The following is a 12,935-nucleotide window of genomic DNA, read 5'->3' as shown; positions in this document are numbered from 1 at the left end:
AATGTGAAAAATGAACATTGTTATCTAGTTTTGAGAGAACATTCTCTCCATCAGGTTTGGTGGCGATAGCGAAGAGGTCACACCCGTTCCCATACCGAACACGGAAGTTAAGCTCTTCAGCGCCGATGGTAGTTGGGGGTTTCCCCCTGTGAGAGTAGGACGCCGCCAAGCTTTTCAAAGGATCAGTTCCAATCGGAACTGGTCTTTTTTGTGTTTTAATAAATGATATATCTATTTATATTGAAAATAGTGGTCTTTCACTACATTCTCAATAACTCATTCATTTCATCCCCTTCACTGGAATTCTAGACATTCTATAAATTCTTATCATCCAATCTCGTCGCTCGCTCATCTTGCTAAGAGTCAACATCGAAAGAGTAAACATGTCTAAGAAGGATCTTCTCCTCTGGCAACCATATGTAGCGAACTGCGCTTGCTGCTAGATCATTGAAACCTACATAAGAGAGCAAAGGGCATCTTGGTTTGCTAATGAGAGAGGGGAGGAAGATTTGAGTTAAGCACCACAATATGACCAGGATCAATTTAATATAAAGCAAATATACAAAATGGTTTCTCGGAAAAATAAAATAATAAAAAAATTCGTTTCTATATGCACGTTATCTGAGGATTTAAGGAATAAAACAAACATTTTTCAGCTTTAAAAGAGCTGTTTTTACATTGAAAAAGCGCTATTAATGCCCTTTTTAACAAAAAAACATAAAAAAATGAAAAAAAGACTTTTAAAATGAAGAGACAAGTGGTAAACTTCTTTAGGTGCCTTAACGAAAAGATGTGAAAAAATAGCTTTAAAATAAATTCAAAAATTATTTTAAAAAAGTCTTTACAAACAATATCTTATCGTTATATAATACTATTTGTCAGATCGAGAGACATTCGAAACGACATAATATGGAGGATTAGCTCAGCTGGGAGAGCATCTGCCTTACAAGCAGAGGGTCGGCGGTTCGAGCCCGTCATCCTCCACCATATTTATTCTTACATAATGTTAGGATAGATAAAGCCGGTGTAGCTCAACTGGTAGAGCAACTGACTTGTAATCAGTAGGTTGGGGGTTCAAGTCCTCTTGCCGGCACCACTTTCATATGGTAAGATAGACAAGTCGCTTTAAAAGCGAGCCATTAGCTCAGTTGGTAGAGCATCTGACTTTTAATCAGAGGGTCGAAGGTTCGAGTCCTTCATGGCTCACCATTTTCATGCGGGTGTGGCGGAATTGGCAGACGCGCTAGACTTAGGATCTAGTGTCTTTATGACGTGGGGGTTCAAGTCCCTTCACCCGCATTGCCAAACAACATAAAGAAATCCTGTAATGCGGAAGTAGTTCAGTGGTAGAACACCACCTTGCCAAGGTGGGGGTCGCGGGTTCGAATCCCGTCTTCCGCTTATACCATCCACGCCGGGGTGGTGGAATTGGCAGACACACAGGACTTAAAATCCTGCGGTAGGTGACTACCGTGCCGGTTCAAGTCCGGCCCTCGGCATTATAAAATAAGCGCCCGTAGCTCAATTGGATAGAGCGTTTGACTACGGATCAAAAGGTTAGGGGTTCGACTCCTCTCGGGCGCGCCATTAAGATCGGGAAGTAGCTCAGCTTGGTAGAGCACTTGGTTTGGGACCAAGGGGTCGCAGGTTCGAATCCTGTCTTCCCGACCATCTTTTATGGGGCCTTAGCTCAGCTGGGAGAGCGCCTGCCTTGCACGCAGGAGGTCAGCGGTTCGATCCCGCTAGGCTCCACCAATATGATCTTTGAAAACTAAACAAGACAAAACGTACCTGTTAATTCGAGTTTTTATAAAAAATCCTATGATACATCATAGGTAGTCAGTCAAACGCTGACGAAAAACAAAACTTCGGTTTTGTACTTTTTCGGAGAGTTTGATCCTGGCTCAGGACGAACGCTGGCGGCGTGCCTAATACATGCAAGTCGAGCGGACAGAAGGGAGCTTGCTCCCGGATGTTAGCGGCGGACGGGTGAGTAACACGTGGGTAACCTGCCTGTAAGACTGGGATAACTCCGGGAAACCGGAGCTAATACCGGATAGTTCCTTGAACCGCATGGTTCAAGGATGAAAGACGGTTTCGGCTGTCACTTACAGATGGACCCGCGGCGCATTAGCTAGTTGGTGAGGTAACGGCTCACCAAGGCGACGATGCGTAGCCGACCTGAGAGGGTGATCGGCCACACTGGGACTGAGACACGGCCCAGACTCCTACGGGAGGCAGCAGTAGGGAATCTTCCGCAATGGACGAAAGTCTGACGGAGCAACGCCGCGTGAGTGATGAAGGTTTTCGGATCGTAAAGCTCTGTTGTTAGGGAAGAACAAGTGCAAGAGTAACTGCTTGCACCTTGACGGTACCTAACCAGAAAGCCACGGCTAACTACGTGCCAGCAGCCGCGGTAATACGTAGGTGGCAAGCGTTGTCCGGAATTATTGGGCGTAAAGGGCTCGCAGGCGGTTTCTTAAGTCTGATGTGAAAGCCCCCGGCTCAACCGGGGAGGGTCATTGGAAACTGGGAAACTTGAGTGCAGAAGAGGAGAGTGGAATTCCACGTGTAGCGGTGAAATGCGTAGAGATGTGGAGGAACACCAGTGGCGAAGGCGACTCTCTGGTCTGTAACTGACGCTGAGGAGCGAAAGCGTGGGGAGCGAACAGGATTAGATACCCTGGTAGTCCACGCCGTAAACGATGAGTGCTAAGTGTTAGGGGGTTTCCGCCCCTTAGTGCTGCAGCTAACGCATTAAGCACTCCGCCTGGGGAGTACGGTCGCAAGACTGAAACTCAAAGGAATTGACGGGGGCCCGCACAAGCGGTGGAGCATGTGGTTTAATTCGAAGCAACGCGAAGAACCTTACCAGGTCTTGACATCCTCTGACAACCCTAGAGATAGGGCTTTCCCTTCGGGGACAGAGTGACAGGTGGTGCATGGTTGTCGTCAGCTCGTGTCGTGAGATGTTGGGTTAAGTCCCGCAACGAGCGCAACCCTTGATCTTAGTTGCCAGCATTTAGTTGGGCACTCTAAGGTGACTGCCGGTGACAAACCGGAGGAAGGTGGGGATGACGTCAAATCATCATGCCCCTTATGACCTGGGCTACACACGTGCTACAATGGACAGAACAAAGGGCTGCGAGACCGCAAGGTTTAGCCAATCCCACAAATCTGTTCTCAGTTCGGATCGCAGTCTGCAACTCGACTGCGTGAAGCTGGAATCGCTAGTAATCGCGGATCAGCATGCCGCGGTGAATACGTTCCCGGGCCTTGTACACACCGCCCGTCACACCACGAGAGTTTGCAACACCCGAAGTCGGTGAGGTAACCTTTATGGAGCCAGCCGCCGAAGGTGGGGCAGATGATTGGGGTGAAGTCGTAACAAGGTAGCCGTATCGGAAGGTGCGGCTGGATCACCTCCTTTCTAAGGATATATGGAGCAGTGTGCGTTTTCGTCTTGTTTAGTTTTGAAGGATCATTCCTTCAAACATGTCTCTAGCGAGACAGGATTGTTCTTTGAAAACTAGATAACAATAAGTAATACATTCACATTGAATGCAATGCAAAGTTCATCACACATAGTGATTCTTTCTAAAGTAAGAAATGGTTAAGTTAGAAAGGGCGCACGGTGGATGCCTTGGCACTAGGAGCCGATGAAGGACGGGACGAACACCGATATGCTTCGGGGAGCTGTAAGCAAGCTTTGATCCGGAGATTTCCGAATGGGGAAACCCACTGCTCGTAATGGAGTAGTATCCATACTTGAATACATAGAGTATGAGAAGGCATACCCGGGGAACTGAAACATCTAAGTACCCGGAGGAAGAGAAAGCAAATGCGATTCCCTGAGTAGCGGCGAGCGAAACGGGAACAGCCCAAACCAAGAGGCTTGCCTCTTGGGGTTGTAGGACACTCTATACGGAGTTACAAAGGAACGATATAAGCGAAGAGGTCTGGAAAGGCCCGCCAAAGAAGGTAACAGCCCTGTAACTGAAATGTTGTTCTCTCCAGAGTGGATCCTGAGTACGGCGGAACACGTGAAATTCCGTCGGAATCCGGGAGGACCATCTCCCAAGGCTAAATACTCCCTAGTGACCGATAGTGAACCAGTACCGTGAGGGAAAGGTGAAAAGCACCCCGGAAGGGGAGTGAAATAGATCCTGAAACCGTGTGCCTACAAGTAGTCAGAGCCCGTTAACGGGTGATGGCGTGCCTTTTGTAGAATGAACCGGCGAGTTACGATCCCGTGCAAGGTTAAGCAGAAGATGCGGAGCCGCAGCGAAAGCGAGTCTGAATAGGGCGCATGAGTACGTGGTCGTAGACCCGAAACCAGGTGATCTACCCATGTCCAGGGTGAAGTTCAGGTAACACTGAATGGAGGCCCGAACCCACGCACGTTGAAAAGTGCGGGGATGAGGTGTGGGTAGGGGTGAAATGCCAATCGAACCTGGAGATAGCTGGTTCTCTCCGAAATAGCTTTAGGGCTAGCCTCAAGGTAAGAGTCTCGGAGGTAGAGCACTGATTGGACTAGGGGCCCCTACCGGGTTACCGAATTCAGTCAAACTCCGAATGCCGATGACTTATCCTTGGGAGTCAGACTGCGAGTGATAAGATCCGTAGTCGAAAGGGAAACAGCCCAGACCGCCAGCTAAGGTCCCAAAGTATACGTTAAGTGGAAAAGGATGTGGAGTTGCTTAGACAACCAGGATGTTGGCTTAGAAGCAGCCACCATTTAAAGAGTGCGTAATAGCTCACTGGTCGAGTGACTCTGCGCCGAAAATGTACCGGGGCTAAACGTATCACCGAAGCTGCGGACTGTTCTTACGAACAGTGGTAGGAGAGCGTTCTAAGTGCAGTGAAGTCAGACCGGAAGGACTGGTGGAGCGCTTAGAAGTGAGAATGCCGGTATGAGTAGCGAAAGACGGGTGAGAATCCCGTCCACCGAATGCCTAAGGTTTCCTGAGGAAGGCTCGTCCGCTCAGGGTTAGTCGGGACCTAAGCCGAGGCCGAAAGGCGTAGGCGATGGACAACAGGTTGATATTCCTGTACCACCTCCTCACCATTTGAGCAATGGGGGGACGCAGGAGGATAGGGTAAGCGCGGTATTGGATATCCGCGTCCAAGCAGTTAGGCTGGGAAATAGGCAAATCCGTTTCCCGTGAAGGCTGAGCTGTGATGGCGAGCGAAATTTAGTAGCGAAGTTCCTGATTCCACACTGCCAAGAAAAGCCTCTAGCGAGGTGAGAGGTGCCCGTACCGCAAACCGACACAGGTAGGCGAGGAGAGAATCCTAAGGTGATCGAGAGAACTCTCGTTAAGGAACTCGGCAAAATGACCCCGTAACTTCGGGAGAAGGGGTGCTTCTTAGGGTGTTAAAGCCCCGAGAAGCCGCAGTGAATAGGCCCAGGCGACTGTTTAGCAAAAACACAGGTCTCTGCGAAGCCGTAAGGCGAAGTATAGGGGCTGACGCCTGCCCGGTGCTGGAAGGTTAAGAGGAGCGCTTAGCGTAAGCGAAGGTGCGAATTGAAGCCCCAGTAAACGGCGGCCGTAACTATAACGGTCCTAAGGTAGCGAAATTCCTTGTCGGGTAAGTTCCGACCCGCACGAAAGGCGCAACGATCTGGGCACTGTCTCAACGAGAGACTCGGTGAAATTATAGTACCTGTGAAGATGCAGGTTACCCGCGACAGGACGGAAAGACCCCGTGGAGCTTTACTGCAGCCTGATATTGAATGTTGGTACAGCTTGTACAGGATAGGTAGGAGCCTTGGAAACCGGAGCGCTAGCTTCGGTGGAGGCATCGGTGGGATACTACCCTGGCTGTATTGACCTTCTAACCCGCTGCCCTTATCGGGCAGGGAGACAGTGTCAGGTGGGCAGTTTGACTGGGGCGGTCGCCTCCTAAAATGTAACGGAGGCGCCCAAAGGTTCCCTCAGAATGGTTGGAAATCATTCGCAGAGTGTAAAGGCACAAGGGAGCTTGACTGCGAGACCTACAAGTCGAGCAGGGACGAAAGTCGGGCTTAGTGATCCGGTGGTTCCGCATGGAAGGGCCATCGCTCAACGGATAAAAGCTACCCCGGGGATAACAGGCTTATCTCCCCCAAGAGTCCACATCGACGGGGAGGTTTGGCACCTCGATGTCGGCTCATCGCATCCTGGGGCTGTAGTCGGTCCCAAGGGTTGGGCTGTTCGCCCATTAAAGCGGTACGCGAGCTGGGTTCAGAACGTCGTGAGACAGTTCGGTCCCTATCCGTCGCGGGCGCAGGAAATTTGAGAGGAGCTGTCCTTAGTACGAGAGGACCGGGATGGACGCACCGCTGGTGTACCAGTTGTTCTGCCAAGGGCATCGCTGGGTAGCTATGTGCGGACGGGATAAGTGCTGAAAGCATCTAAGCATGAAGCCCCCCTCAAGATGAGATTTCCCATTCCGCAAGGAAGTAAGATCCCTGAAAGATGATCAGGTTGATAGGTCTGAGGTGGAAGCGTGGTGACACGTGGAGCTGACAGATACTAATAGATCGAGGACTTAACCTATATTCTAATGTGAAAAATGAACATTGTTATCTAGTTTTGAGAGAACATTCTCTCCATCAGGTTTGGTGGCGATAGCGAAGAGGTCACACCCGTTCCCATACCGAACACGGAAGTTAAGCTCTTCAGCGCCGATGGTAGTTGGGGGTTTCCCCCTGTGAGAGTAGGACGCCGCCAAGCTTTTCAAAGGATCAGTTCCAATCGGAACTGGTCTTTTTTGTGTTTTTGGGACGTTTGGCACCAGATAAATGTGGAAATAATATTGTTAGTTGAGCGATTATCTTGAAAAATCGATCGAAAAAATTTATAGTAAGATTAAAGTCAAATATAGTCAAAGTCAATGGAGGAGGAGGCGGAGTGGCACAAAATATTTCTGATATCATCGAGCAGTATTTGAAGGAAGTCTTGGATCAGAATGGTCGAGAAATATTAGAAATTAAACGCAATGAAATTGCAGATAAGTTTCAATGCGTACCTTCACAAATTAACTATGTTATCAATACACGCTTTACGAGCGAAAGAGGTTATATCGTCGAAAGTAAGCGTGGCGGCGGTGGCTATATCCGTATCATTAAAGTCAAAATGAATGATGAAGTCGATTTATTGAACAACATTATTTCCCAAATATATCATCGTTTATCACAGGCTGCATCTGATCATATCATCATGCGTCTTGTTGAGAACAACATTTTATCCGAAAGAGAAGCAAAGATGATGATTAGTGTCATGGACCGTTCTGTTTTACACATTGATTTACCTGAACGAGATGAACTGAGAGCTCGGATGATGAAAGCGATGTTAAATGCTTTGAAATTAAAGTAAAGCGGGTGAAAAGATTGATTTGTCAAGAATGCAATGAGAGACCAGCCACTTTTCACTTTACGAAAGTAATAAATGGAGAAAAACAAGAAATGCACATATGTGAACAATGTGCAAAAGAAAACAGTGATTCATATGCTATGAGTGGAAACCAAGGTTTCTCGATTCACAACTTATTATCAGGCTTATTGAATATTGATCCTAGCTTTACCACAAGTGCGAATAAAGGATCATCTATTTTTCAAGAGGCAAGAGAAGTGGATCAATGTCCTAAGTGTGGCTTAACTTTTCAGCAATTCAGGAAAACAGGCCGTTTTGGCTGTGCAGAATGTTATCGAACCTTTGATCAGTATTTAAATCCTGTTTTAAGGAAAGTCCATAGTGGAAATACAGTCCATAATGGAAAAGTCCCTAAACGGATTGCCGGCAGTCTGCATGTTCGCCGGAAACTTGAGTTAATGCAGCAAGAACTGAAGCAGCTGATTGAACAGGAAGAGTTTGAAAAAGCAGCGGAAGTTCGAGATCAAATTCGTGCGTTAGAGCATGAGCAATCTCAGCAGAGGGAGGGAGATTAACGACATGTCGCTCCAGCATTTTATTCAAGACGCATTAAGTCAATGGATGAAACAGAAAGGACCAGAAAGTGACATTGTTCTAAGCAGTCGTATTCGGCTGGCACGCAATCTAGAGCATGTTCGTTTCCCAACTCAGTTTTCTCAAGAGGAGGCTGAAGCTGTTCTTCAGCAATTCGAGCAAAAGTTTGCGAGCCAGGAAGTGAAGGACATTGGAAATTTTGTTCTGATTCGAATGAATGAAACGCAGCCTTTGGCTAAAAGGGTACTTGTTGAAAAGCATTTGATTAGCCCCAATTTAGCAGAATCAAGATTTGGCGGCTGTTTGCTTTCAGAAAATGAAGAAATCAGTGTCATGCTGAATGAGGAAGACCATATTCGTATTCAATGCTTGTTCCCAGGATTTCAGCTGGCTAATGCACTAAAAGCAGCTAACCAAATAGATGACTGGATTGAAGAGCAAGTGGATTATGCGTTTTCAGAAAAGCGAGGATACTTAACGAGCTGTCCGACCAATGTAGGTACAGGTATTAGAGCTTCAGTCATGATGCACTTACCAGCATTAGCCCTGACAAGACAAATGAATCGCATTATTCCTGCAATTAATCAATTAGGTCTTGTGGTCAGAGGAATTTATGGTGAGGGTAGCGAAGCAATAGGAAACATCTTTCAAATTTCAAATCAAATGACACTGGGTCAATCAGAAGAAGATATTGTAGATGACTTGAATAGTGTGACAGCGCAGCTCATTGAACAAGAGCGATCTGCACGTAAGGCATTATATCAGACGTCTAAAATTGAACTTGAAGACAGAGTGTACCGTTCCTTGGGGATTTTGGCTAATTGTCGCATGATTGAATCTAAGGAAACGGCTAAGTGTTTGTCAGATGTGCGACTTGGAATTGATTTAGGTATCATTAAGGGACTTTCAAGTAATATACTGAATGAACTCATGATTTTGACACAGCCTGGCTTCCTTCAGCAATATTCAGGAGGAGCCTTGGAACCAAATGAAAGAGATATAAAACGAGCAGCAATTATTAGAGAAAGGCTGCACTTAGAAATGCATAGGAATGGACAGGAGGATGAAACGATATGATGTTTGGAAGATTCACTGAAAGAGCTCAAAAGGTATTAGCACTTGCACAAGAAGAAGCCATTCGCCTAGGCCATAAGAACATCGGTACAGAGCATATTTTACTTGGTCTTGTACGTGAAGGTGAGGGCATCGCCGCAAAAGCATTAGAAGCACTGGGCCTTGTTTCAGATAAAATCCAAAAAGAAGTCGAGAGCTTGATTGGAAGAGGGCAAGAGGTGTCTCAAGCTATTCCTCATTACACACCTAGAGCGAAGAAGGTTACGGAGCTTTCTATGGATGAAGCGAGAAAGCTTGGTCATTCCTATGTAGGGACAGAACATATTCTTTTAGGTCTTATTCGTGAGGGAGAGGGTGTAGCTGCCCGTGTCTTAAATAACCTCGGAGTGAGCTTAAATAAAGCACGCCAGCAAGTATTGCAGCTTCTAGGCAGCAATGAAACGGGTGCATCTGCGGCAGGATCTAATAGCAATGCCAATACACCAACTTTAGATAGCTTGGCAAGAGACTTAACGGCTATTGCGAAAGAGGACAGCTTGGACCCTGTGATTGGCCGCAGCAAAGAAATTCAGCGTGTCATTGAGGTCCTAAGTAGAAGAACAAAGAATAACCCTGTCTTGATTGGTGAGCCTGGTGTTGGTAAAACAGCGATCGCAGAAGGCCTCGCACAGCAAATTATTCACAACGAAGTGCCTGAAATTCTGCGTGATAAACGAGTCATGACCCTTGATATGGGAACTGTTGTAGCGGGAACGAAATATCGTGGTGAATTCGAGGATCGTTTGAAAAAAGTCATGGACGAAATCCGTCAGGCTGGAAATATCATTCTCTTCATTGATGAACTTCATACACTGATTGGTGCAGGTGGAGCAGAGGGTGCGATTGATGCCTCTAATATTCTAAAACCATCTTTAGCACGTGGTGAGCTTCAATGTATCGGGGCAACAACGTTAGATGAGTACCGTAAATATATTGAAAAAGATGCTGCACTTGAACGTCGATTCCAGCCAATTCAAGTGGACCAGCCATCTGTTGATGAAAGTATTCAAATTTTAAGAGGGCTTAGAGACCGTTATGAAGCACATCACCGTGTGTCTATTACAGATGAAGCCATTGAGGCGGCGGTAAAGCTTTCTGATCGTTATATCTCTGATCGTTTCCTTCCAGATAAGGCGATTGACTTAATTGATGAGGCGGGTTCAAAAGTTCGCTTACGTTCTTTCACAACACCGCCTAATCTAAAGGAACTTGAGCAAAAGCTGGATGAAGTACGCAAGGAAAAGGATGCAGCTGTTCAAAGTCAAGAATTTGAAAAAGCCGCTTCTCTTCGTGATACGGAGCAACGTTTGCGTGAAAAGGTAGAAGTGACGAAGAAATCTTGGAAAGAAAAGCAGGGACAAGAGAATTCAGAGGTTTCTGTGGATGATATCGCAATGGTTGTTTCTAGCTGGACGGGAGTACCTGTTTCAAAAATTGCTCAAACAGAAACAGATAAGCTTCTAAACATGGAACAATTGCTCCACTCTCGCGTCATTGGACAGGATGAAGCAGTTGTTGCTGTTGCAAAAGCTGTAAGACGTGCCCGTGCTGGACTAAAAGATCCGAAACGTCCGATAGGCTCCTTTATTTTCTTAGGGCCAACAGGTGTTGGTAAGACTGAGCTTGCAAGAGCACTCGCTGAGTCTATCTTCGGTGATGAAGAAGCGATGATTCGTATTGATATGTCTGAGTACATGGAAAAACACTCGACTTCAAGACTTGTTGGATCACCTCCAGGCTATGTGGGCTATGATGAGGGCGGTCAGCTGACTGAAAAAGTGAGAAGAAAGCCGTATTCTGTCGTGCTTCTAGATGAGATTGAAAAGGCGCACCCTGATGTGTTTAACATCTTACTTCAAGTGTTAGAAGATGGTCGTCTCACTGATTCTAAAGGTCGTACTGTTGACTTTAGAAATACGATTTTGATTATGACTTCAAACGTTGGAGCTAGTGAGCTGAAGCGCAATAAATATGTTGGCTTTAACGTGCAGGATGAAAGTCAAAATTACAAAGATATGAAAGGCAAAGTAATGGGTGAGCTGAAACGTGCGTTTAGACCGGAGTTCATCAACCGTATTGATGAAATCATTGTCTTCCACTCACTCGAAAAGAAACATCTAAAAGAGATTGTGTCTCTCATGTCTGATCAATTGACAAAACGACTAAAAGAGCAGGACCTTTCAATTGAATTGACGGAAGCAGCAAAAGCCAAGATTGCCGACGAAGGTGTAGATCTTGAGTATGGTGCTCGTCCGTTAAGAAGAGCGATTCAAAAGCACGTCGAGGATCGACTTTCTGAGGAATTGCTGAAAGGCAATATTGAAAAGGGCCAACATATCGTATTAGATGTAGAAGATGGAGAAATTGTCGTAAAAGCAACGGCTGCTACGAACTAATATAGTAAGAAAAAAGTGTGAGGCATACCAGAAAGTTGGATGCCTCCCTTTACTTATTTTCTGACCAGTATAAGGAGTTGTATTCTTCAATCTATGGCTAAGTCAAAATCAAAATTTATATGCCAATCGTGCGGTTATGAGTCAGCCAAATGGATGGGGAAATGTCCCGGCTGCGGCACTTGGAACAGTATGACAGAAGAGGTCGTTCGTAAAGAGCCGGCAAATCGTCGAAGTGCGTTTAATCATTCTGTTCAAACCATTCAAAAACCTTCACCTATATCTGCAATTGAAACATCCGAAGAACCCCGAATTAAAACGAATTTAGAAGAATTTAACCGAGTATTAGGAAGTGGAATTGTCAAAGGTTCACTCGTTCTTATTGGCGGTGATCCTGGGATTGGGAAGTCCACACTATTATTACAAGTTTCAGCACAGCTATCAGATCAAAATCAGAATGTGTTATACATATCTGGTGAGGAATCAATCAAACAAACGAAGCTTAGGGCGGACCGTCTCGGTATTGAAAGTGCCTCTTTACATGTTTTGGCTGAAACCGATATGGAGTATATAACGTCTGCTATACAAGAGATGAAACCCGCTTTTGTTGTGGTCGATTCAATTCAAACCGTTTATCAAAGCGATATCACGTCAGCTCCTGGATCTGTTTCTCAGGTGAGGGAATGCACTGCCCAGCTGATGAAAATTGCCAAGACGAATGGTATTCCTATTTTTATCGTTGGTCACGTGACGAAGGAGGGCTCGATTGCTGGGCCGCGCCTTTTAGAGCATATGGTAGATACAGTTCTTTATTTTGAAGGGGAGCGCCATCATACGTTTCGTATTTTACGGGCAGTGAAAAACCGTTTTGGTTCAACGAATGAATTAGGAATTTTTGAAATGAGAGAGGAAGGGCTCACAGAGGTATTAAACCCATCAGAAATCTTCTTAGAAGAGCGGTCAGCAGGTGTATCTGGATCGTGTGTTGTTGCCTCAATGGAAGGAACAAGACCTGTTCTAGTGGAGATACAAGCACTTATTTCACCGACGAGCTTTGGGAATCCACGGAGAATGGCTACTGGCCTTGATCATAACCGAGTGTCATTGCTTATGGCCGTTTTAGAAAAACGGGTAGGGCTGCTACTGCAAAACCAAGATGCCTACTTAAAGGTCGCAGGTGGTGTGAAACTTGATGAACCAGCGATAGACTTGGCTATTGCCGTTAGTATTGCATCAAGTTTTAAAGATGCAGCGCCGCATCAAGCAGATTGCTTTATAGGAGAAGTGGGTCTGACGGGAGAAGTCAGAAGAGTATCAAGAATTGAACAGCGTGTGCAGGAAGCTGCTAAACTAGGATTTAAGCGAATGTTTATTCCTCAGGCGAATATAGATGGATGGAAAAAACCGAGAGGGATTGAGTTAGTCGGTGTAGAAAATGTAGCAGAGGCACTTCGTATTTCACTAGGGGGATCATAGA

5 protein-coding genes, 9 tRNA genes and 4 rRNA genes are annotated in these 12,935 nt (G+C 46.0%); all 18 read left to right on the top strand.

Going from position 1 to position 12,935, the window contains the following annotated elements:
- Positions 1 to 55: 55 nt before the first annotated feature.
- The 18 genes from rrf (MHH23_RS00865) to radA all read left to right on the top strand — a co-directional run bounded on the left by rrf (MHH23_RS00865) (position 56) and on the right by radA (position 12,934).
- Positions 56 to 171, top strand: a 5S ribosomal RNA gene (gene rrf / locus MHH23_RS00865).
- 740 nt (positions 172 to 911) lie between these two features.
- A tRNA-Val gene (locus MHH23_RS00860) sits at positions 912 to 987 on the top strand.
- Positions 988 to 1,020: 33 nt separating this feature from the next.
- Positions 1,021 to 1,096: transfer RNA gene (locus tag MHH23_RS00855), tRNA-Thr, on the top strand.
- A 37-nt stretch (positions 1,097 to 1,133) separates the two neighbouring features.
- Positions 1,134 to 1,209, top strand: a tRNA-Lys gene (locus MHH23_RS00850).
- Between the two features lie 7 nt (positions 1,210 to 1,216).
- Positions 1,217 to 1,299 (top strand) — tRNA-Leu (locus tag MHH23_RS00845).
- 30 nt (positions 1,300 to 1,329) lie between these two features.
- Positions 1,330 to 1,401: transfer RNA gene (locus MHH23_RS00840), tRNA-Gly, on the top strand.
- 12 nt (positions 1,402 to 1,413) lie between these two features.
- Positions 1,414 to 1,499, top strand: a tRNA-Leu gene (locus tag MHH23_RS00835).
- An 11-nt stretch (positions 1,500 to 1,510) separates the two neighbouring features.
- Positions 1,511 to 1,587 (top strand) — tRNA-Arg (locus tag MHH23_RS00830).
- A 7-nt stretch (positions 1,588 to 1,594) separates the two neighbouring features.
- Positions 1,595 to 1,671: transfer RNA gene (locus tag MHH23_RS00825), tRNA-Pro, on the top strand.
- Between the two features lie 8 nt (positions 1,672 to 1,679).
- Positions 1,680 to 1,755 (top strand) — tRNA-Ala (locus MHH23_RS00820).
- A gap of 126 nt (positions 1,756 to 1,881) precedes the next feature.
- A 16S ribosomal RNA gene (locus MHH23_RS00815) occupies positions 1,882 to 3,430 on the top strand.
- A 181-nt stretch (positions 3,431 to 3,611) separates the two neighbouring features.
- Positions 3,612 to 6,542 (top strand): 23S ribosomal RNA (locus tag MHH23_RS00810).
- Between the two features lie 61 nt (positions 6,543 to 6,603).
- Positions 6,604 to 6,719 (top strand): 5S ribosomal RNA (gene rrf, locus MHH23_RS00805).
- Together the 16S, 23S and 5S rRNA genes with 9 tRNA genes alongside form the textbook arrangement of a ribosomal RNA operon.
- Before the next feature lie 177 nt (positions 6,720 to 6,896).
- Positions 6,897 to 7,361 (top strand): CtsR family transcriptional regulator, encoded by a 465-nt coding sequence (locus MHH23_RS00800; RefSeq protein WP_003217184.1) that lies wholly within the window; start codon positions 6,897 to 6,899, stop codon positions 7,359 to 7,361.
- A gap of 14 nt (positions 7,362 to 7,375) precedes the next feature.
- On the top strand, positions 7,376 to 7,933 hold the full coding sequence (locus tag MHH23_RS00795; protein ID WP_007496258.1) for a UvrB/UvrC motif-containing protein: 558 nt from the start codon (positions 7,376 to 7,378) through the stop codon (positions 7,931 to 7,933).
- Between the two features lie 4 nt (positions 7,934 to 7,937).
- Entirely contained in the window at positions 7,938 to 9,029 is a 1,092-nt protein-coding gene (locus MHH23_RS00790; RefSeq protein WP_340958715.1) for a protein arginine kinase, read from the top strand.
- Positions 9,026 to 11,461, top strand: a complete 2,436-nt coding sequence (gene clpC / locus MHH23_RS00785) for an ATP-dependent protease ATP-binding subunit ClpC (RefSeq protein ID WP_007496263.1) — start codon at positions 9,026 to 9,028, stop codon at positions 11,459 to 11,461. The genes MHH23_RS00790 and clpC overlap by 4 nt, the downstream gene beginning before the upstream one ends.
- Before the next feature lie 93 nt (positions 11,462 to 11,554).
- Positions 11,555 to 12,934 carry a DNA repair protein RadA gene (radA, locus tag MHH23_RS00780; RefSeq protein WP_017359160.1) on the top strand — a complete coding sequence of 460 codons (1,380 nt, stop codon included), beginning with the start codon at positions 11,555 to 11,557 and terminating at the stop codon, positions 12,932 to 12,934.
- Position 12,935 lies beyond the last annotated feature (1 nt).

It is taken from the genome of Bacillus sp. FSL K6-3458 (assembly GCF_038005045.1).
GTDB classification, from domain to species: domain Bacteria; phylum Bacillota; class Bacilli; order Bacillales; family Bacillaceae; genus Bacillus; species Bacillus altitudinis.
This window is presented reverse-complemented; position numbering and strand designations above follow the sequence as displayed.

Excerpts from the sequence above, each read along its gene's own strand:
- MHH23_RS00790 (WP_340958715.1), top strand. The coding sequence starts at position 7,938 with ATGTCGCTCCAGCATTTTATTCAAGACGCATTAAGTCAATGGATGAAA.
- clpC (WP_007496263.1), top strand. The coding sequence starts at position 9,026 with ATGATGTTTGGAAGATTCACTGAAAGAGCTCAAAAGGTATTAGCACTT.
- radA (WP_017359160.1), top strand. The coding sequence starts at position 11,555 with ATGGCTAAGTCAAAATCAAAATTTATATGCCAATCGTGCGGTTATGAG.